This window comes from Streptomyces sp. NPDC107517 (assembly GCF_055582645.1).
Genome location: NZ_JBVJPM010000009.1, coordinates 199,736 through 219,738 on the forward strand (window position 1 = coordinate 199,736; position 20,003 = coordinate 219,738).

Consider the following 20,003-nt stretch of genomic DNA (forward strand, 5'->3'; position numbering starts at 1 on the left):
GCCCCTCGTGGAAGCCGACGCACGATGGGACGCCGTGGTCCCCGACGAAGCGGTCATGCGGCGGGGAGCGGACGACCTCTGCGCCCGGCTCGGCCTCACCGGCATCCCGCTCACGCGCTACGAAGCGGGCACTCAGCCCGTCTACGCCGTCGGCGACGAGCACGTCCTGAAGCTGTTCCCGGCAGCCGCGGCGGAGGACGGCGTCACCGAGGCCCGGGTTCTCGCCCAGCTCGAAGGCAGGCTCCCCGTCCCCACCCCCGAGGTCCGCTCGGCGGGCACGTACGAGAACGGGTGGCACTACATCCTGATGTCCCGGCTGCCTGGTGAAGACCTTGCCGTGGCCTGGCCCGCCGGCATCCCGCGCGCCGACCAGGACCGCATCGTCGGCGAGGCGGGGGAGTGCCTCGCCGCACTGCATGCCCTCGACCCCACGCCCCTCGCCGGCGCGGTGGGCCCGCAGGACTGGGACATTCGTGCGCAAGCAGCGTGCGGGCGCCTTACGGCAGCAGCGCGAACACGGCCTCGCAGAGGGCTGGTTGGAGCATGTCTCCGCCTTCCTCGACTCCGTCACGCTGCCGTGCGGGCCCGAACGCGTCCTGCTGCACACGGAGTTCATGCGCCAGCACCTCGTCGTCGGCCCCCACAACCGCAAGCTGACCGGGCTCCTCGACTTCGAGCCCGCCATGATCGGCGACCCGGCGTACGACTTCGTGGCTGTCGGCCTGTTCGTCACCCGGGCCGACCCGCGCCTGATGACCCGCTTCACCGAGGCCTACGGCCGCGCGTTCGCGCCCCGCACGGTGATGGCGTACACACTCCTGCACGTGTACAGCGATCTGCCCTGGTACCTGCGGGAACTGCCCGCGCCGCCGGTGGCGACGCTCGACTCACTCGCCGGGGCCTGGTTCGCCGCCGGGTGACGCGAGGCGGGCCTCAGCCGTGGCGAGGATCTCCGTGACACGCAACGCGAACGCGGCGTCGCAGGCGTGCGGCCGTCCCGTGCGCACCGACTCCAGGAGCGCGTCGATGGCCGCCCCGAACGCGTCGACCGACTCACCGCCCGTCGGCATCGACGCGATGCCGGACTCCCCGCGCAGCTCCACGGCGACGCCCGCCGCCTTCGCCGGAGTGGTCAGGCTCAGCGCCGCCGTGGCGGAGGCGCCCGAGGCGTGCGCGAGGACCAGATGCACGGTGTCCGCCGGGCCTCGCGCGGCCGCCACGGACGTGACGTCCCCGAGCACCGGAAGCAGTACGGACAGGGCGTGCGGGCCGACGTCCCACAGGGCGCCGCGCCCGACCCGCCACGGTGACGCGGTCAGCTCCGAGGTGTCGCCTGGGGTGTACAGGGACCCGTACCAGTCGGCCCGACCCGTGAACCAGTTGCCCTCGGCGGCCTGTTGGGCCAGCCAGTCGGACGTGATGGTCGCGAAGCGCAGGGTGAAGAACACGACGGACGCGACCCCCGCGGCCCGTACGGCGTCCACGACCTCCCTGGCCGCGGGCACCGACGTGGCCAGTGGCTTGTCGAGGAGAAGATGACAGCCCGCGGCGGCGGCCCGCGCGGCGAGCGGGGCCTGTACGTCCGGCGGCACCGCGAACGCCACCGCGTCGCACGCCGCGAACAGTTCGTCGACGTCCTCGAAGACCCGTGCCCCATGGGTGGCGGCGACCTCGGCAGCGGCCTCGGGCCTGCGCCCCCAGACACCCACGAGATCCGTCCCCGGGTGGGCGCGCAGAGCGGCGGCGTGCGTGTTCGAGGCCCAGGCGCCGGTGCCGACGAGCCCGACGCGAAGGGTGGTGGCAGCAGAAGTCATGGTCGGCAGTATGGCTGGCGTGCGGCGGAGGGAACAGGAACGGTCGCCGTCCCGGAGGCCTCACGAGCTCCCTGCCGGGCCGAGATCTTTCGCGTCATCCCCACGCCGGCCAGCACGACCGCCATCCCCGCCACCACTCGCGCCGACAGGTCCTCGTCGAGTACGAAGGCGCCCAGCGCCACCGAGACGACCGGCAGGAGATAGCCGACCGTCGCCGCGCTCGTCGGGCCCTCGTCCGCGATCAGACGGTAGTTGAGGTGGAACGTCACGCCCGTGCCGAAGATCCCGAGGATCGCGACCGAGACGACGCCCGTCAGGTCGACATCGGAGGTGGGCGAATCGCCGAAGGGCAGCGCCAGCACGCTGAGTGCCGTCGCGGTCGTCAACTGTGCCGAGGACAGGGCGATCGGCTGGACCCCGGGCCCGGTGAGCTTGCGCCCCATGTACGCGAACGCCACCGCGTAGCTCGCCGCGGCCGCGAGCAGGGCGAGCGAGCCCCAGCTCGCGAGGCCCGCTCGCTGCCACGGCGCGAAGATCAGCAACGTACCGGCGAGGCCGAGCAGCAGACCTGTCAGCCGCAGTGGTCGCAGGCCGCGCTCCGACCCGAGGGCGACGCCGATCAGTAGTGACCACAAGGGAGTTGTGGCGTTGAGTACGCCGGCGACGCCCGAGTCCACGGTCCGCTCGCCGACGCCGAAGAGGGCGAACGGGACCGCGTTGCAGAAGAACGCGGCGACCACGAGGCGGCCCCACGTGCGGCGGTCGCGGGGCAGCCGCTGTCCGGTCGCCCGGCTCAGCGTGAACAGGACGCCCGCGCCGAGCGCGCACCGCACCACGACGATGTGCACCGGTGAAAACCCGTGCTGAAGCGCCAGCTTGATCCACAGGAACCCGGAGCCCCAAAGAAGCGCGAGCACCCCCATCCGCACCGCCGCGCCGCGTCCACCGAACACCTCGCACCTCCCACTCGTCGTCCTGGCTTCGTACGCTCCCTCACCCGACTCAACAGGACAAGTGAAAAGTCCTGGACCCACTGTTAACCTCTCCTACATGCTCGATGTGCGACGTATGCAGGTCCTGCGCGCCGTGGTCACCAGCGGCTCGGTCACCGCCGCGGCGGCGAACCTCGGCTACACGCCGTCCGCCATCAGCCAGCAGGTCGCCGCCCTGGAGAAACAGGCGGGCACGGCGCTCCTCGAACGCGTCGGCAGAGGAGTGCAGGCCACAGAGGCGGGGCGGCTGCTCACGCAGTATGCGGACGCCATCAGCCGCCAGGTCGCCGAGGCCGAGACCGCACTCGCCGACCTGCGTGACGGCCGCACCGGCACACTCGCCGTGCGCTACTTCGCCACCGCCGGAGCCGCGCTCGTGGCGCCCGCCGTGGCGCGCCTGCGCGAGCGGCACCCCGGCGTGCGCGTCGACCTGAGAGTGACCGACCCCGAGGATCCGCTGCCCGAGGTGCGCCAGGGGCGGGCCGACGTGGCCGTCGTGGTGCGCACGCGTGACGTGCCGCCCATCGGGATCCGCATGAGCCACCTGGCCGACGACCCCTACCGTGCCGTCCTGCCCAAGAACCATCCGCTCACGGAACGGCGTGTCATCGACCTCGCCGAACTCGCCGACGAACCCTGGGTCGACACCGAGGGTGTCGCGGGCCCCTGTCACGAGATTGTCCGCGACGCCTGTGCCGCCGCCGGATTCAGCCCTGATTTCTCGGTCGCGAGCCAGGACTACGCGACTGCCCAGGGCTTTGTCGCGGCCGGAATGGGCATCGGCCTCATGCCTCTGATGGGCCTCAGGAACCGGCACCCCGACGTCGTCCTGCGCAAGGTCCGTAAACCGGAGCCGATGCGGGTGATCTGTGCGGCCACCCGCGACACGGCCCCCACGCAGCCCGCCCTCCATGGGTTCGTCGAGGCGGTGCGGGAGGCGGCGAAGGGCTGAGGGCCGGGTTCGGGGGCCGGGTTGAGGGTGTGGGTGGAACATGCGGGGGATTGCACCTGGTATGCAGGGATTTGTTCGTGTGTTCTGGTCAGGTGTGAGCACTCTGGTGAATACTGATTCACCATGTAGGTGAATAGGAATTCACCACACCTCCCGCCCCCGCCCTCGAGGCGTCCACCGGAGCGCTCATGGAGCCCGCGATAAACCCCGACATGAAAACCGACATACGCCCCGAAATGGCTCCTCCGTCCGGCCTGCGCGGCCGGCTGACGATCCCGGTCCTCGCCTTCGGCGGCATCCTCATGGCCGTCATGCAGACCGTCGTGGTCCCGCTGCTGCCCGACCTGCCCCGGCTGACCGGAGCCTCGCCCGGCGCGGTCTCCTGGACGGTCACCGCGACCCTCCTCGCCGGCGCCGTCCTCACCCCCGTGCTCGGCAGGGCGGGCGACATGTACGGCAAGCGGCGCGTGCTCCTGCTCGCGCTGGGGCTGATGACCGGCGGCTCGGTGCTGTGCGCGCTCACCTCCGACATCCGCGTCCTGATCGCGGCCCGCGCGCTCCAGGGCGCGGCCGCCGCGGTCGTTCCGCTCTCCATCAGCATCCTGCGCGACGAACTCCCGCCCCACCGCACGGGATCCGCGGTCGCCCTCATGAGCTCGACCGTCGGGATCGGCGCCGCGCTCGGCCTGCCGCTCGCCGCCCTGATCGTCCAGTACGCGAACTGGCACGTCATGTTCTGGGCGACCAGCGCCCTCGGAGCGCTCGGCCTCGCGCTCGCCTGCTGGGCCGTGCGCGAGTCGCCCGTACGCGAACCGGGCCGGTTCGACACGCTCGGCGCGGCCGGGCTCGCCGGCGGCCTCGTCTGCCTGCTGCTCGCCGTGTCACAGGGCGGCCAGTGGGGCTGGGGCACCGTCCGCGTGGTCGGCCTGTTCGCCGGCGCCGTCGTGATCCTCGCGCTGTGGTCGTGGCAGCAGCTGCGGGCCGACCGACCGTTGGTGGATCTCCGGCTCGCCGTGGGCCGCCGCGTCGGCCTGCCGCACCTCGCCGCCCTGCTCGCCGGATTCGCCTTCTACGCCAATTCGCTCGTCACAGCGCAGCTGGTCCAGGCGCCCAGGTCCAGCGGTTACGGGCTCGGCCTCTCCATCGTGCAGACCGGCCTGTGCCTGCTGCCCAACGGCGTGATCATGCTGCTCCTGTCACCGGTGTCGGCCCGCGTCTCCGCGGCGCGCGGCCCCCGCGTGAGCCTCGCCATCGGCGGCGCCGCGATGGCGCTCGGCTATGTCGTCCGCATCGCGGACAGCCGCGATCTGTGGGTGATCGTCCTGGGTGCCGCGATCGTGTCGACCGGCACCACGTTCGCGTACTCGGCGCTGCCCACCCTCATCCTGCGGGCCGTGCCCGCGGGTCAGACCGCGTCCGCGAACGGCGTGAACGTCCTGATGCGGACCATCGGCCAGGCCGTCTCCAGCGCCGCCGTCGCAGCGATCCTCGTCCACCACGCCACCGGTGCCGGCTTCCCCGCGCTGCGCGGCTACCAGATGGCCTTCCTCATGGCCGGTGCGGTCGCCCTCACGGTGATAGTGGCCGCGTTCACCGTCCCGGCCGACGCGGCGGACAATGGAGAGCGCAAGTCCGACGGCGGCACGACCGGACGGACGGAGAAGGCCCTCGAAGGAGCGTGACCCCGTGACGAGCCCGGCCCCGACGGCATCCGCCGAGTCGGAATCCACCTCCGGTGTGAGAGACGGCCACCGGTCGGGGCCGGCGCGCCGTGACGCAGAGGCGACCAAGACGGCGATCATCCGCGCCTGCCGCCACCTCCTCGCCCGGCACGCGCACACCGACATCACCCTCAAGGCCGTCGCCGAGCGCGCCGGGGTCAGCGCCCCGCTGATCCTGAAGTACTTCGGCAACAAGGACGCCCTGTTCTCCCAGGTCATGAACTTCGAGGCGGACGTGGAGACCTTCCTCGACGCGCCTTTGGACGACCTCGGCCGGCACATGGTGCGCCACCTCCTCACCGGCCAGTCCGAGCGCGGCACCGACCCCATCCTGCGCATCGTGTTCGCCCCGCTCCACGGCGAGCAGGGCGACATCCTGCGCGCCAACTTCCGTGGGCAGGTCAGCGACCGCCTCGCCGAGCGCCTGCACGGACCGGATGCGGGCCTGCGCGCCGAGCTTGCCGTCTCCCTGCTCCTCGGTCTCGGCGTCATGTACGGAATCGCACGCGGCCCCCATGTGCGCTCCGCCTCGGTCGAAGAGATCACCGAACGCTACGGACCAGCGGTACAAGCCCAGTTGACTCCTGGCACACTGACCGGATGACTACAGCGGAGGCACATCCGGCGGCCACGGCCGACCTGCTCGACCGCTTTCTGACCGGGCTGCGCGAGGCACTGCCCGCCCCGTTCTCGCTGTGGGCGCACGGGTCGCTCGCCGGCGGGGACTACCAGGAAGGGCGCAGCGACCTCGACCTGATCGTCGTCGTCCCGCACCCGCTCAAGCCGGACGAGGAGGAACGGCTCGCCACGCTGCACGAGGGAATCGACGCGGAACTGCCCCTCGCGGCCCACCTCCACTGCTCCTACCTGCCGCACGGGGACCTCGACGACCCTGACCGTGCGCACTTCACCTGGGCCCACCGGGAGGCATACGCCCGCACGGTCACGCCCATCACCCGTCGCGAACTCCACACCTACGGCCTCGTGCTCCATGGAGACCCCATCGCGGGCACCCTGCCGCCGGTGGACGACCGCAGGCTCAGGGAGTACATCCTCACCGACCTGGCCGGCTACTGGCGGCCCAGGACCGGGCGCCCCGAGTTGTGGCGGGAGAATGTCTGGGTCGACCTGGGACTGATGGTCCTGGCCCGGGCCACGGTCACCCTGCGCGACGGAACTCTTGTCAGCAAGGCCGAGGCACTCGCCGTCCTCACCGAACTGGGCGCGCCCGCCGAGGTCGTGGCGGACATCGAACGCCGACGGTACGAGGCCGGCCCGGCCGACACCGCTCCCGATCCCGGATGGCTCGCGCGCCGCGCGGAGTTGACCCTCGACTGGCTCGTCCCCGCACTCGACCGCACCGTCGCCGAGCACACCGCCGACAGCTGAGAACCGGGCAGCCGCAGAGCCCGGCGGGCCGCAGAGGTGGACAGCCGCAGGGTTGGATTCAGGCGGCCGGGTCCGGAGGCACCCGGTCGAGCTCGATGCCGAACGCGTCGCGGTACGTGTCAAGCACCTCCCGGTCGGACGCGAGCTCCCTGCTGTGGCGCTCGCCGCCGGCCGTCGTCTTCAGCGTGCGTCCGCTCAGGGTCAGCCGGCCCTCGTCCGTGACCAGCGAGCAGACCAGCGACCGCGTGAACGCCGACTGCGGCGACGTGGAGTTGTACCAGCACCCGACCTCGAAGTCGCGCAGCTCGCGCGGCCGTTGTTCGAGGAGGTACTCCGGTACCCCGTCCTTGGACACAAGGAGGTCGCCCTCCTTCGTCTCGGCGATCCGGAAGACGCCGCCCGGATCCCGCTGCTCCCCCCGCTCGCCGAGGTCGAGCGGGAAGTGGCTGTGCGCCCCGAAACCGACGTCCGCGAGGAGATCGGCCCCGTCGGCGGTGCGGACCCGGAGGGCAAGATGGTCGTACGGGATGCCGAGATGCCCGCCCTTGCCGTACACCCGGCCCTGGTGCAGCGACACCTCGAAGCCCAGCGCGGTGAGCAGCGCCGCGAACCCGCCGTTGAGCTCGTAACAGAAGCCGCCGCGGTGACGGTCCACGAGCTTGGCGACGACCGCGTCCTCATCGATGGAGATGTCCTCGCCCAGGTGGATCGAGAGGTTCTCGAACGGGACCGTCCGCTGGTGCGCGAGGTGCAAGGTGCGCAGTGCCTGCGCGGTCGGCGCCGCAGGGCGCGGCGTCGCGATGCGGCGGAGATAGGCGTCGGTGCGTGAGGCGTCCATAGGGTCAGTCTGCGGGGCCGGGCGGACTTGGGCCACGGGCGGAAGGACCGTATCGGCCCAGGTCGCGCGGCCTAGGACCAGCGGACCAGGAACCCCCGCGAGCCGTCCCTCAGACCGCCGAGGCCACCGGCCGCAGGTGCACCGGGAGTTGGTCGACGCTGTTGCCCACGAAGCCCGCCTTCCGCGCGAGCTCCGTGTCGGGCGCGGCGAGATCGAGACCGGGGAAACGGGTGAACAGGCGCTCCAGGGCGACGGTCGCCTCCAATCGGGCCAGCGGCGCCCCCAGGCAGTAGTGCGGGCCGTGGCCGAGCGAGATGTGGCGGGCGGCCGAGGCACGGGTGACGTCGAACCGGTCGGCGTCCGGGCCGTGCGCGCTCCGGTCACGCCCCGCCGCCGAGTAGCCCGCGAGCACCGGAGTGCCCCGGGGGATCACCGTGCCGTCCACCGTCAGATCACACTTCGGGTAGCGGAACGGGAAGTAGCTGACAGGGCTGTCCCAACGCAGGGTCTCCTCGACCACGTCGGACCAGGACGCCCCGCCCGACAGGACGAGGTCGAGCTGGTCGCGGTGGGCGCACAGGGCGCGCACGGCGTTCGTGACCAGGTTCAGCGTCGTCTCGTGCCCGGCGACGATCATCAGGAGCAGGGTGCCGATCAGCTCCTGCTCGCTCAGCCGGTCGCCGTCCTCCTCGCGCGCCGCGATCAGCGCGCTCGTCAGGTCGTCGCCCGGCCGGCTCGCCCGGGACGCGGCGACCGCCGCGAGGACGGACACCAGCTCACGGTTGGCGGCCACCGCCTCGCGCGGGCCGATGTCGGTGGCCACGACCCGGCCCGACAGATGGTGCAGCCGTCCCCTGAACTCCTCGTCCACACCGAGCAGTTCACAGATCACGCTCATCGGGAGCGGCAGCGCGAAATGCCGCCGCAGCTCCACGACGTCCTCGCCCTCGGCCACGGCTGCCTCCAGCCCGTCGAGCAGCTCGCCGGTCAGCTCCTCGACGCGCGGCCGCAGCTCCTCGACGCGGCGCGCCGTGAACGCCCGGCTCACCAGCGACCGCAGCCGCCGGTGGTCCTCGTCGTCCGCGGTCGTCATGCCCTGGACGGTCGCGAACGTCATGAGCGGCCAGCCGTCGGGTATGCGGCCCTCGTGCAGCGCGGTGAAGTGCCGGGCGCTCTTGGCGACATCGGGGTGCGCGAGGAAGTCCTTGAGGGCTTCGTGGCCGAGGACCACCATGCCCTCGACGTCACCGGGCAGCACGACCGGGGCGACGACGCCCTGGTCGAGCAGTCGCGCGTTCGCCGTGTGCGGGCAGCCACCGGCCGGGTCGATGCGGTGCGGGACCACGGGTGGGATCGTCAACGAGCTCTCCTGACCGGTCGCGGGAATGCGGGGGGACACGGGCAGTGGATGCACGCACGTCACCTACGGACGAACACACATACCTCGCCCACGGACGAGTACACCTACCTCACGTATGAACGCGCTTCTCCGTTCCCAAGTCGTAGAGCTTCTCCAGCAGCCACGCCTCGTTTCCCGCGAGTCCCGCCCTGTCCAGGGCCTCGTCGGCCTCCGCGATCGGCAGGGCGAGCAGCGAGGCGGCGGTCCCCGGCTCACAACCGGTCAGTGCGGCGCGCGCGGTGTGCAGCAGGCGCAGGCAGGCCTGGGCCGCGGCGAGTTCGGCACTCCTGGTCGCGTTCATATCGATGGGCCCCTCAGCTCGGCGAAGACGTGGATGTACAGACATGTGCCTCCACTCTTGCGCACGGGTCTGACAATTCGCCTTCGACGCGAGAGCCGAGGGGCCCAGCCGTCGAACTCAGCCCGCTGTACGGACCTTCGCCCGGCGTCCCAGGTTGAGCCGCAGGGCCTCGGGCATCAGCGTCAGGCGTTCCGCGACGCGCAGGCGGTAGCCCGGTTCGGGGTGCAGGTCGTAGCGCCGCAGCAGCAGGCCGAGTACCAATGTCGCCTCGTGCAGGGCGAATTGGCGGCCGATGCACGCCCGCGCACCGGTGCCGAACGGCTTGAAGACATGAGGGGCGCGCGAACGCACGGCCGCCGGAGCGAAGCGGTCCGGGTCGAAGGCCTCCGGGTCGTCACCCCACGCCTCCGGGTCGCGGTGCAGGAGTGCGGTCAGGACCAGTGCCCAAGCTCCCCTGCGCATCGGGTGGACCCCGCCGAGCGTCGTGTCGACGGTGGCCTCGCGGGCGAACGCCGGAGCCGTCGGCCACAGCCTCAGGGACTCGTCGAGAACCCGGCGCAGATAGCGGAGCTTGGCCACCTGCTCGTACGCGGGTTCGTCCGCGTCGCCCCACACCCGCTCCACCTCTTCGCGGGCCTTCGCGAGGACGTCGGGGTGGTGCGCCAGATAGTGCAGCGCGAACGACAGTGCGCCCGACGTCGTCTCGTGTCCGGCGACGAGGAAGGTGATGACCTGGCGCCGTATGTTCTCGGGGGAGATCCGCTCCCCGGTGTCGGGGTGGGCGACCTCCAGCATGCGGTCGAGCAGGTCGCCCTGCCCGTCGGTGCGTGATCCGGACGCGGCCCGCCGCGCGGCGACGACGTCGTCCACGGTCCGGTTGAGGTACGCCATGTCCGCGGCGTTGCGCCGTTCCGCGCCCCGCAGGAGCAGGGGTGCGAGCGCCGGTGGCACCACGTTGCGGCGCTGCGCGAACGACAGCGTGCCGACCATGGCCGTCACGAACGGGTGGGGCCGCTCCCGCTCGAACGACCCGAAGTCATGGCCGAAACCGGTCCGCGCGATCGTCTCCAGGGTCAGCTTCGTCATGTCGCCGGGCACGTCCACGGCCTCGCCCGCCGTCTCCCGGGCGTCCCATGACGCCATCAGGCGCCGCGCGACGTCCAGCATCAGCGGGTGGTAGCCCTCCATCGCGTCGCGGCCGAAGCCGGGAGCGAGTACGTCGTGGGCCAGCTGCCAGTTGGGCTCGTGGTTGTACGCGGTGAACAGGCCGTCACCTGCCACCGGCCGCAGATTGGCGACGCCCAGGCCGACGTGCTTGGCGAAGCGCGACTCGTCGGCCATGTCGGCGGCGAACCGCGTGCCCCAGACGAACACGATCTCGTTGCCGAAGGCCTTGCGGCGGAAGACGGGCCCGAGCTCCTTGCCGATCCGCATGGAGTCCTGCACCGGCGTGCGCACATGCGCGCCGAGGAGGTCGCCGACGAACGGCACCCGTCGCGGCGGGTGCGGAATCCGGTCGAGTCCGGGCCAGCCGAGCTCGGCGCTGCGAAAGCCCTTCGGCGCTGTCGAATCCGTCGCCGGCTGCGTCAACTGAGCCATGATCCCCACCTGCTGGACGTAGAGAGTGCGTGTACCCGAGCCGCTGTTATACGTGGGTTCAATACGCTTCCCAGTGTGGTCCCGCTATTGAATTCACGTCAAGTAATGCGGGTAAAGTGCTGTCATGGCCGCCAGGGAGCAGGAGCGCACGCGCCGCCGGCTGAGCACGGAGGAGCGCCGGGAACAGCTGCTCGGCGTGGGTGCGCGGCTCTTCGCGCAGAGCACGTACGACGACGTCTGGATCGAGCAGGTCGCCGAGATCGCCGGCGTCTCGCGCGGGCTGCTCTACCACTACTTCCCGACGAAACGGGACTTCTTCGCCGCCGTCGTCCAGCGCGAGAGCGAGCGGATGCTGCGCCTGACCGCGGCCGTCCCCGGGATCCCCGTGCGCGAGCAGATCGCCGTGGGCCTGGACACGTTCCTCGGTTATGTGGAGGCGCACGGCGAGGGCTTCCGCGCCTTTCACCGCGCCGAGGCCGCGGGTGACCCGGCCGTGCGCGAGGTGTACCGGCAGGGCCTGGCCGCGCAGGAGCGCCAGATCGTCGAGGCGCTCGCCGCCGACCCCGACAGCTCCCACATCGACGGCGAATCCCCCGTGCTCCGGCTCGCCGTCCGCGGCTGGCTGGCCTTCATGGTGGCCGTGTGCCTGGAGTGGCTCGACGAGCCGGAGCTGTCACGGGATCAGGTGCGCGACCTGTGCGCGCGGGCCCTGCTCGGCGCGATCACGCCGTAGCGCGCCGCACGGGCCGGTCTCAGCCCCCCGGAGTCGCCCGGCCCGGAGTGACCTTGACGGGCTCCGTGTCTGCGCCGCTGTGCCGGTCCGCCCAGTTCCGCAGCGCCGTCCCGAACGCGTGGTCGAGGTGGTGGAGACCGGACAGGTCGAGCACGACGGGCCGGTCCTGCGGCAGCGCCTCCAGGCTGTCGAGGATCTTCGGCAGCCGCAGGAAGGTCGCGTTGCCCGTCAGATACACCTGGATCGGTCCCGCGCCCTTGTCTATGACGTCGAGCCGCACGTGCGAGGCCTCCCACGCCGTCTTCGCCACCGCGAGCGCCAGCCCGATGAGCACGCCCTCGAACATGCTGACCGCGACGATCGACACCGCCGTGACGAGCAGCACCAGCGCCTCGCCCCGGTGTTCACGCCACAGCCCCGCGATCTGCCGTACGGGGATGAGCTTGCAGCCCGCGTGGACCAGGACGGCGGCGAGCGCCGCGACCGGGATGACACCGAGCGCGGCGGGCAGCAGCGCCGCGAACAGCAGGAGCCACACTCCGTGCAGGATCCGGGACGCCTTGGTGCGGGCGCCCGCCTGGACGTTGGCGGAACTGCGCACGATCACCGCCGTCATCGGCAGTGCGCCGAGCAGCCCGCACACGGTGTTGCCGGTGCCCTGCGCGATGAGTTCCTTGTCGTACGATGTGCGCGGCCCGTCGTGCATCCGGTCGACGGCGGCCGCGCTGAACAGGCTTTCCGCGGAGGCGATGAGGGTGAACGCGAGGACGGTGCCGATCACCCCGACGCTCGCGAGCTGTTCGAACGCGTCGGCGCCGGGCGGCTGCACCGTCTGGAGCAGACCCTGCACCTCGACGCGCGCGACGGGCAGCCCGAACCCGGCGACCGCGAGCGTCGCGAGCCCCACCGCGGCGAGCGGCGCGGGCACCACCTGGGCCGCCCTGGGCAGCCGTTTCCAGCCGAGCAGTACGACGATCGTGCCCACGCCGAGGGCGAGCGCGGTGAGCGCCTTCGGCGAGGAGGCCGAGTCGATCAACAGGCCGGGCAGCCCGGCGAGTTTGTCCGACCCCGACGCGGGCGCCGGCGTGTCGGCCATCGCGTAGAGCTGCCCGGCGATCAGCACGAGACCGATCCCGGCGAGCATGCCCTCGACGACCGCTACGGAGATCGCCCGGAACCAGCGGCCCAGGCGCAGGCTGCCCATGAGGAGCTGGAGCAGCCCTGCCCCGAGCACGACGACACCGAGCACCGGCAGGCCGTACGCCTGCACGGCCTCGTACACGAGGACGGTGAGCCCGGCCGCGGGCCCGCTCACCTGAAGACTGCTGCCGGGCATGGACCCGGCAACCAGACCCCCCACGACGCCGGTGACGAGGCCGAGTTCGGCCGGGACGCCGGATGCCACGGCCACGCCCACGCACAGCGGCAGGGCGACCAGGAACACGACGAGAGACGCGGCGAAGTCTTGCCGCGGTACCAAACGCTTCACGAGCGCATACCTCCAGCGCGCCCCGTGCGGGGCGCGTAGTCCTACACGTGCGGAGTGTCACGGGAGGCGGGCAGGACGGTGCGCGGAAGACCCGCGGGAACTGCTCCTGCCCCCGGGAGCTCTCAGCAGCGGAAGACCTGGAGTATGACGGGGAGGGAGTCGGCGGCCCGTCTCGGCTGGCGGTGCGGGGACCGCTCGCCGGCGCCTGCCGTCGGCGCGACGCCGGGCTCGCCGGCCTGGACCTGCCACGGGCACGCGGCCCCGCGCACGGTGCCGTCGGGCACGTACTCCTCGGCGCGGTGCCGGTCGCGGGGCAGATAGTGGTGGGACGAACTCGAGGGCAGGTCGAGGTCGTCGCAGGTGGCGACCGGGCCGCCGGTGTGTGCCACCGACTCGTGGGCGGACGCGGACGGGGCGCTCCTGACCAGGAGTTGGAGGACGAGCATGCCGACGGTGAGGGCCATCAGGCAGACCCTCGCTGTCGTCGTGCCCCGTGCCATCCGGTCGGCTCCCTGGTCGCGTCGCCTCGTCATCCTCTTGGGCAGTCAGCAGATTAGCCTGGCGAACTGCCCATGTGGTTACCGTAAGGTTGCGCGGCGGTAAGGGCGCGCGGGACGGCGCGTGGTGGCCGATCTCCGGCGGTCGGATGTCAGCCGAGAGCGTCGTACACGGCGCTGATCAGGGCCATCTTCCGCGGGTCGTCGGCGATGTGAGGGCCCATCCGGTTCATCACATAGCCCATCGCGACACCCGACTCGGGGTCGGCCGACCCGAAGGAACCGCCGAAACCGTCGTGTCCCACCGCGCGTGGGTTCGGCCCGTACGATCCGTTCGGCCCGCTCAGCCAGAGGCCGAGGCCCAGCTCCGTCTCGTGCGTGAACCCGGCGCCCAGGACCAGGTCGCGACAGCTGCCCTGCCCCTCGCGGATCCGCTCGGCGGCCTCCGGGGACAGGATCTGCCGGTCCCCGGACCGGCCCTTGCCCGCGACGATTCCGTACAGCGCGGCGACGGCGCGCGCCGTGCCGTGACCGTTGGCGGCCGGGATCTCGGCGGCGCGCCAAGCCGGGGTGTTGGCCTCGGACGCGCCCGCGATCGGATTGGTCAGCGCGGCGAGGGCGGCCGGCGCCAACTGGGCGAAGATCGCGGACTGTTCGCTGTCGGCCTGCGCGCGCGGGTGCACCATCTCCGCCGCGCGGCCCGCCTCCTTGTCCGGTAGTCCGATCGTGAAGTCGATGCCGAGCGGGCCCGTCACCTCGCGCTCCAGGAACGCGCCCGGCAGCAGCCCGCTGACGCGCCGGACGACCTCGCCGACCAGGAACCCGTACGTCAGCGCGTGGTATCCGGAGACCGTGCCGGGCTCCCACCAGGGCTCCTGTGCCGCGAGCCGGGACGTGGTGAGCTCCCAGTCGAAGAGCTGCTCCAGGGAGTGCGGCTCGCGCAGCCCGGCCAGCCCGGCGCGGTGCGACAGCAGATGGCGTACGAGCACGCCGTCCTTGCCGGCCGCGGCGAACTCCGGCCAGTACGTGGCGACCGGCGCGTCCGGGTCGAGCAGGCCACGGTCGATGAGGATGTGGGCGCACAGGGCGGTCGGCCCCTTGGTCGTCGACCACACGTTGGCGACCGTGTCGCGCTCCCACGCGCGCGTGCGGGCCGCGTCGGCCCAGCCGCCCCACAGGTCGACGACGGGCGTGCCGTCGATCAGGACGGTGACGGCCGCGCCCAGTTCGCCGCGCTCGTCGAAGTTCTCCTCGAAGGCGGCGCGGACGGCGTCGAAGCGCGCGTCGCAGTGTCCTTGGATGCCGGGCGCGTACTGGGTCATGGCGTCTCCGTGGGCCGAAGCGTTCAGGCGGGGTGAGTCGGGATGGGTCCGCAGGAGGTGAACATACCGACTGGTCGGACCAGCGGGAAGAGGGGTGACGGCGGATGGATCGCCCACGGCGACCCGTCAGGAGGAATGGGGTGAAATTGCAAGGCTGCCTGCCGACCTTCTACGGTGAGGCCATGCAGCGAGAAACCGCGGACGAGCCGCTCGCAGAACAGGTGGCCGCCGATCTGTCGGCCGTCGTCGGACGGCTGCTCAGGCGACTGCGCACCGCGTCGCCCGACAGCCTCCTCACCCCGACACAGCGGACCGTACTGGCGCGCCTCGACGGCGAAGGCCCCGCCACCACGGCCGCCCTCGCGCGCGCCGAGTACGTGCGGCCCCAGTCGATGCGGATCACCCTGGCAGCCCTGGAGGAACAGGACTTCGTCGCGCGCACACCCGACCCGCACGACGGCCGTCAGTCGGTCGTCGCCATCACGGAGAGCGGCCGGCACACCCTCGCCTCGGTCCGCGCCGCCAAGCACAGTTGGCTCGTCCAGGCCCTGGCCGGCGAGCTCGACGAGGCCGAACTGCGCACGCTCGCCGAGGCCACCGCCCTCATGGAGCGACTGGTGGAGAAGTGAGCGGGGCGGGGAACGGGTGCCCCGCCTCCCGAAGTTGATCTACGTATGGCATTCTCCTCCCCGAGCGTCGGGGGGCACCGGCCCGCCGGCAAGGGGAGGGGACACCATGAAGACCCGAAGCACCGTGATCAGAGCGCTCGCCACCGGTGCCTGCGCGATCGGCCTCGTCGCCGGCCTCCAGGGCCAGGCCTGGGCCGGAACGGTCACCATCTACGCGCCCAGCGGCGCCGGCAACGCCACCTGGAACGCCGATCCTGACGGCTCGATCCCCGGCGACGCGATCCGCGCCTGCGATACGAAGTCGGACGGCTGGGGCATCGAGACCGCGCTCGACTACGACTACGACGGCATCATGGACCGGCGCGTCGACACCCGCGGCCATACGGCCGGCTACTGCAGCGGGTGGAAGGGCGGAGACCTCAAGGAGGGCAGGACCGTCCGCATGTACGTCACCCCGGTCAGCGGATCGAGCTACGGTCCCTCGACGTACATCGACGTCACGGCCTGACATCCCACGCGCCCGCAGCCTCCCCCGGCGTCAGCTGGGGGAGGCCACGTCAAGCGCACGGTTCAGAACCCGATCGCCTCGCGGAGCAGCAGGACGAAACCCTGGCCGATGCGGGGTTGCGCGTTGAGGACCAGGAGTTGGTTGACGGCGCTGGGCTGTCCGTAGACCTCCTGGGCCCGGGCGGATTCCAGGGGGAGGGCGTGTTCCTCGAGGCGGCGCAGCGCCATGGGCAGGTCGGGCACCACCTTCTGCGCGCCGACGATCCAGATCGCGCGCCCGGCGCCTCCGGCGTAGGCGGGCAACTGGCTTCCGGAGGCCGAGGCGACCACGAGGGAGCCGGTCTCGGTGAGCGCGGCGACGCTGCCCACGACGACATCGGGGACGGCGATCAGGCGCCGGATGTCGTCGGCCTCGGTGGCCCGGTCCATGGTCAGCGCGCGGGGTTTGACGGCCGCCCGGTACCGGCCGCTGGTGTTGATGTCGTCGTCGATGCCGGACAGCCGCAGCGTCTCGCTGGCCACGGTGAACACACTTGCGTCCTTGGGGATCAGCTCCTGCACCCGGTTCCGCGCGCCCGCGGCGTCATCGAGGACCTCGACGGTGAAGCCGTGCGCCGCCAGCGCGCCGGCCGTCCGCTCCAAGCGGTCCGCGGACGCCGGGCCGGTGAACTGTGTGGCGGGAGTCGAGACGGTCATCGTGCCTCCTGGGTCGTGTGGGGGTCCCATGCCGGCGCGGAGCCCGTCAGCGGGGTGGTGTCGAGGTACCGGATCTCGTAGACCCGCTCGGAGAACTTCCAGCCTTCGTCGGTGCGGCGGTAACGGTCGTGGTAGATGGCGTAGTTGAGGCCCTGGAAACCGCTCTGCACGCGAGCGATCTCCTGCATGTAGGCGCGGCCGGTCGCGGTGTCGCCGTCGATCCGGATCACGCCCGGATGCGTGTTCTGCACAAAGAAGTCCCACTGGGCCTGGAGCCGCTCGCCCCCGGTGCGGATCTCCTCCCGGCCGTTCATCTCGATGGGGACGTCGGGCATCCGCAACACGCCGTCCTTCGTGAACAGGGACGCGAGGCGGGCTCGGTCGCGCATCATCGCCGCGTCGGTGAACTCACCGCGCAGCGCCTCGATCTCGACGCGGTCGGCGATCGCTTGAAAGTCGGTCATCGGCTTCCTCCGTTCCGTATACCTCGTACGACAAGGCAGCCCTCCGGAATGTGAGGCGACGCGAACGGCGTCACATTCCGGAGGGCTGTCCCGTCAAAGAGATGGAGGGCAGTCACGAGGCAGAGGCAAGGGAGTGCGCGACACCATGGCCAACCGATCCGAGACGGCACACGGTCATCGGCCCGATCCGGGCCTGGCCGCGATCATGAGCGAGCGGCGCCAGCTGATCAATCTGGCGTACCGGCTCCTCGGCTCGCTGGCCGACGCCGAGGACGTCGTGCAGGAGACGTACGTCCGCTGGTACGCCATGGACCGGCCGCAACGGGACGCCATCGCATCGCCCGGCGCCTGGCTGACGACGGTCGCGAGCCGTATCTGCCTCAATCTGCTGGGCTCCGCCCGTGCGCGCAGGGAACGGTACGTGGGCGAGTGGATCCCCGAGCCGCTTCCCGAACGCCGGGAGTGGACCGACGGCGTCACGGCGGACCCGGCGGACCGGATCACCCTCGACGAGTCGGTCGACATGGCCTTTCTCGTCGTACTGGAATCCATGACGCCGGCCGAACGCGTCGCCTTCATCCTTCACGACGTCTTCCGCTACGCGTTCGCGGAGGTGGCCGAGATCGTCGGCCGTACGCCGGCGGCCTGCCGCCAACTGGCCTCCTCGGCCCGCCGCCGCATCCGCGCTTCCCAGGCTCCGGCCGGGCCGACGACCGCGCAGGCCGGCATCGTCCGGGAGTTCAAGCAGGCCTGGGCGGCGAAGGACGTGAGCGCCCTCGTGGGCCTGCTCGACCCCGACGCCACCGTGATCGCGGACGGCGGGGGTCTGGTCGGCGCCCTGCGGCGGCCGATCACGGGTCGCGAACGGGTCGCCCACGCCTCTCTCAATGTCGCTCGCCTCGCACCCGACCAGACCCTGTTGGAGCGCACGGTCAACGGCCGGCCCGGCCTGGTCGCCCAGCAGGACGGCGTCACGGTCACCGTGTTCGCGTTCCGCGTCGCCGGTGACCGGATCACCCACATCTGGGCGGTACGCAATCCGGAGAAGCTCAGCCCTTGGAGACAGCGTGACGGTGGCGGGGCCCGTGCGTCAGTGGGACGCCGCGGGGACCTGCCCGTCGGACGGTGACGTAGCCGCCTCCGGCGCCGCTTCGGCGAGGTGGTCGACGGTGCCGTCCGGGTCGGTGAGGCGGTTCAGGCGGCCCGGTACGTCGAAGCCGACCAGAAGGACCACGATCACCGTGCCCGCAAAGGTCAGCACGGCCAGGGCGCGTCCCAGGTCCATGCCCGCCGCGAGATGCGCGCCGAGCACCGGCGCGACCGCCCCGCCGAGCGCGCCCACGTTGTACGTGAACCCCAGCGCGGCGGCGCGGTTCTCGGTGGGGAAGTGGCCGCCGATGTACCGGGGCAGCAGCCCGGAGATGCCGAAGCTGGTCGCCTGGAGCACGAAGAGCAGGACGCCGAGCAGGAAAAGGTTGTCGCGGACCGCGAACACCGGGAAGACGAAGACCAGGGAGGCGAGCAGCGTCAGCGCGTACGCCTTCTTCGTGCCCATCCAGTCACCGGCGAAGCCCGCGAGCCAGCAGCCCGCCATCGTGCCGAAGCCCGCGAAGTACAGGGCGTCGGTGACCTGTTCCGGCGAGTAGCCCAGCTCGGTCTTGAGGTACGTCGGCAGCAGCGCCTGGATCGGCCACGAGTACAGGAACGCGAAGAAGATCGTCACGATCATCGACACATAGAGAAGCCAGCTCTTGCGCCCGCCCAGCTGCACGGCGAACGCGATCAGCGCCACCGCGGCCACGGCGGACAGCACGGGCACGAGCCCGTCGCCGACGGGCGTGAAGATCGCGAACAGCGACACCGTGGCGGCCACGGCGAGGACGCTGTTCACCGTCGCCCTGGCGGGCGTCGCGAACAGCGGCCGGAACGGGTTCGGCCGCGCCTTCTGCGACTGCTTGCCGACCGATTCGTTCCAGTCCGCCGCCTCCGGCAGCGCCCGCCGCATCCACAGCGCGACAATGATCGGGACCAGGCCCACATAGAACATCCAGCGCCAGCCCAGCGTGGGCACGACCCAGTTGTAGACCTGTGCGGCGAGCACCGAGCCCATCGAGAAGCCCGAGATCAGGAACCCGCTGGCCCGGTTGCGCACCCGTGTGGGCCAGCTCTCCATGACATACGTGGCGCTGGCGCTGTACTCGCCGGCCATGCCCATCCCGATCGCGAGGCGTGCCACGAACAGGCTCGTGTAGTCCCAGGCGAAGCCGCACGCGAACGTGCCCAGGGAGTACAGCAGGATGCTGAGGACCATCGAGAGCTTGCGGCCGTACCGGTCGCCGAGCGCGCCCAGGACGGCTCCGCCGAGCCAGCGCGTGATGAACGCGCCGGATATCAGGCTCGCGGCCTGCACGGTGGTCAGGCCGAACTCCGAGCTGATCTCGGTCAGCACGAGGGTGATCAGGACGAAGTCGAACCCGTCGAGGACGTAGCCGATCCAGGCGGCGAAGAACGCCTTCCATTGGGGGCGGCTCACCTCGCGGTACCAGGGGAGCGGTGGCTTGGCTGTGGTGTGCACGATTACTCCAGGATGCCGGAAGGACTCGCCGTCGAGTCCCGTCTGCGGTGTGGGGGGTGCGGTACGGCCTGAGTGGGGGTTGAGCG

Annotated in this window: 20 protein-coding genes and 1 pseudogene; 9 read left to right on the forward strand and 12 right to left on the reverse strand. The window is 71.5% G+C overall.

Features of this window, described 5'->3' with window-relative positions; genetic code table 11:
- Positions 1-55 precede the first annotated feature (55 nt).
- Positions 56-920, forward strand: a pseudogene (locus tag ACZ67T_RS22095) (aminoglycoside phosphotransferase family protein).
- Here ACZ67T_RS22095 and ACZ67T_RS22100 read toward each other — a convergent pair.
- Together ACZ67T_RS22100 and ACZ67T_RS22105 are read right to left on the reverse strand one after the other, a co-directional pair.
- Positions 888-1,814: a Gfo/Idh/MocA family protein gene (locus ACZ67T_RS22100; RefSeq protein WP_469986203.1), complete on the reverse strand. Its 927-nt coding sequence runs from the start codon at positions 1,812-1,814 to the stop codon at positions 888-890. The pseudogene ACZ67T_RS22095 and the gene ACZ67T_RS22100 sit on opposite strands and share 33 nt — an antisense overlap.
- On the reverse strand, positions 1,811-2,737 hold the full coding sequence (locus ACZ67T_RS22105) for a DMT family transporter (protein ID WP_469986414.1): 927 nt from the start codon (positions 2,735-2,737) through the stop codon (positions 1,811-1,813). The genes ACZ67T_RS22100 and ACZ67T_RS22105 overlap by 4 nt, the downstream gene beginning before the upstream one ends.
- A gap of 127 nt (positions 2,738-2,864) precedes the next feature.
- Between ACZ67T_RS22105 and ACZ67T_RS22110 the strand changes: the two genes are divergently transcribed.
- From ACZ67T_RS22110 to ACZ67T_RS22125, 4 genes are all read left to right on the forward strand, one after another.
- Complete coding sequence (locus tag ACZ67T_RS22110; protein ID WP_469986204.1) at positions 2,865-3,758, forward strand: LysR substrate-binding domain-containing protein; 894 nt, start codon at positions 2,865-2,867, stop codon at positions 3,756-3,758.
- Between the two features lie 212 nt (positions 3,759-3,970).
- Positions 3,971-5,440, forward strand: coding sequence for an MFS transporter (locus ACZ67T_RS22115; protein WP_469986205.1), 1,470 nt, complete (start codon positions 3,971-3,973; stop codon positions 5,438-5,440).
- Between the two features lie 4 nt (positions 5,441-5,444).
- Positions 5,445-6,083, forward strand: coding sequence for a TetR/AcrR family transcriptional regulator (locus tag ACZ67T_RS22120; protein WP_469986207.1), 639 nt, complete (start codon positions 5,445-5,447; stop codon positions 6,081-6,083).
- Positions 6,080-6,868, forward strand: coding sequence for a nucleotidyltransferase domain-containing protein (locus tag ACZ67T_RS22125; RefSeq protein WP_469986208.1), 789 nt, complete (start codon positions 6,080-6,082; stop codon positions 6,866-6,868). The genes ACZ67T_RS22120 and ACZ67T_RS22125 overlap by 4 nt, the downstream gene beginning before the upstream one ends.
- 58 nt (positions 6,869-6,926) lie before the next feature.
- Here the strand turns inward: ACZ67T_RS22125 and ACZ67T_RS22130 are convergent, their stop codons facing one another.
- From ACZ67T_RS22130 to ACZ67T_RS22145, 4 genes are all read right to left on the reverse strand, one after another.
- On the reverse strand, positions 6,927-7,706 hold the full coding sequence (locus ACZ67T_RS22130) for an arylamine N-acetyltransferase family protein (protein WP_469986209.1): 780 nt from the start codon (positions 7,704-7,706) through the stop codon (positions 6,927-6,929).
- A 109-nt stretch (positions 7,707-7,815) separates the two neighbouring features.
- Positions 7,816-9,066, reverse strand: coding sequence for a cytochrome P450 family protein (locus ACZ67T_RS22135; RefSeq protein ID WP_469986210.1), 1,251 nt, complete (start codon positions 9,064-9,066; stop codon positions 7,816-7,818).
- A gap of 109 nt (positions 9,067-9,175) precedes the next feature.
- Positions 9,176-9,406 (reverse strand): hypothetical protein, encoded by a 231-nt coding sequence (locus ACZ67T_RS22140; RefSeq protein WP_469986211.1) that lies wholly within the window; start codon positions 9,404-9,406, stop codon positions 9,176-9,178.
- A gap of 117 nt (positions 9,407-9,523) precedes the next feature.
- Entirely contained in the window at positions 9,524-11,005 is a 1,482-nt protein-coding gene (locus ACZ67T_RS22145; protein ID WP_469986213.1) for a cytochrome P450, read from the reverse strand.
- Between the two features lie 124 nt (positions 11,006-11,129).
- Here ACZ67T_RS22145 and ACZ67T_RS22150 point away from each other — a divergent pair, with 124 nt between their 5' ends.
- Positions 11,130-11,738: a TetR/AcrR family transcriptional regulator gene (locus tag ACZ67T_RS22150; protein WP_469986215.1), complete on the forward strand. Its 609-nt coding sequence runs from the start codon at positions 11,130-11,132 to the stop codon at positions 11,736-11,738.
- Positions 11,739-11,757: 19 nt separating this feature from the next.
- Here the strand turns inward: ACZ67T_RS22150 and ACZ67T_RS22155 are convergent, their stop codons facing one another.
- From ACZ67T_RS22155 to ACZ67T_RS22165, 3 genes are all read right to left on the reverse strand, one after another.
- Positions 11,758-13,227, reverse strand: a complete 1,470-nt coding sequence (locus ACZ67T_RS22155; protein ID WP_469986216.1) for a SulP family inorganic anion transporter — start codon at positions 13,225-13,227, stop codon at positions 11,758-11,760.
- A 122-nt stretch (positions 13,228-13,349) separates the two neighbouring features.
- Positions 13,350-13,727 (reverse strand): hypothetical protein, encoded by a 378-nt coding sequence (locus tag ACZ67T_RS22160; protein WP_469986217.1) that lies wholly within the window; start codon positions 13,725-13,727, stop codon positions 13,350-13,352.
- A 149-nt stretch (positions 13,728-13,876) separates the two neighbouring features.
- Entirely contained in the window at positions 13,877-15,046 is a 1,170-nt protein-coding gene (locus ACZ67T_RS22165) for a serine hydrolase domain-containing protein (RefSeq protein WP_469986218.1), read from the reverse strand.
- 182 nt (positions 15,047-15,228) lie between these two features.
- Here ACZ67T_RS22165 and ACZ67T_RS22170 point away from each other — a divergent pair, with 182 nt between their 5' ends.
- Positions 15,229-15,675: a MarR family winged helix-turn-helix transcriptional regulator gene (locus ACZ67T_RS22170; protein ID WP_469986220.1), complete on the forward strand. Its 447-nt coding sequence runs from the start codon at positions 15,229-15,231 to the stop codon at positions 15,673-15,675.
- Between the two features lie 106 nt (positions 15,676-15,781).
- The gene (locus tag ACZ67T_RS22175) at positions 15,782-16,183 is read left to right on the forward strand and encodes a hypothetical protein (protein ID WP_469986222.1); all 402 of its coding nucleotides are present in this window, start codon (positions 15,782-15,784) and stop codon (positions 16,181-16,183) included.
- 62 nt (positions 16,184-16,245) lie between these two features.
- Here ACZ67T_RS22175 and ACZ67T_RS22180 read toward each other — a convergent pair whose 3' ends face one another.
- Together ACZ67T_RS22180 and ACZ67T_RS22185 are read right to left on the reverse strand one after the other, a co-directional pair.
- On the reverse strand, positions 16,246-16,878 hold the full coding sequence (locus tag ACZ67T_RS22180) for an LUD domain-containing protein (RefSeq protein WP_469986223.1): 633 nt from the start codon (positions 16,876-16,878) through the stop codon (positions 16,246-16,248).
- Positions 16,875-17,342: a nuclear transport factor 2 family protein gene (locus tag ACZ67T_RS22185; protein WP_469986225.1), complete on the reverse strand. Its 468-nt coding sequence runs from the start codon at positions 17,340-17,342 to the stop codon at positions 16,875-16,877. The genes ACZ67T_RS22180 and ACZ67T_RS22185 overlap by 4 nt, the downstream gene beginning before the upstream one ends.
- 145 nt (positions 17,343-17,487) lie before the next feature.
- On the opposite strand from ACZ67T_RS22185, the gene sigJ reads away from it, so the two are divergent.
- Complete coding sequence (sigJ, locus tag ACZ67T_RS22190) at positions 17,488-18,471, forward strand: RNA polymerase sigma factor SigJ (RefSeq protein WP_469986226.1); 984 nt, start codon at positions 17,488-17,490, stop codon at positions 18,469-18,471.
- Here sigJ and ACZ67T_RS22195 read toward each other — a convergent pair.
- The gene (locus ACZ67T_RS22195) at positions 18,433-19,917 is read right to left on the reverse strand and encodes a sialate:H+ symport family MFS transporter (protein WP_469986228.1); all 1,485 of its coding nucleotides are present in this window, start codon (positions 19,915-19,917) and stop codon (positions 18,433-18,435) included. The genes sigJ and ACZ67T_RS22195 overlap by 39 nt on opposite strands.
- Positions 19,918-20,003 lie beyond the last annotated feature (86 nt).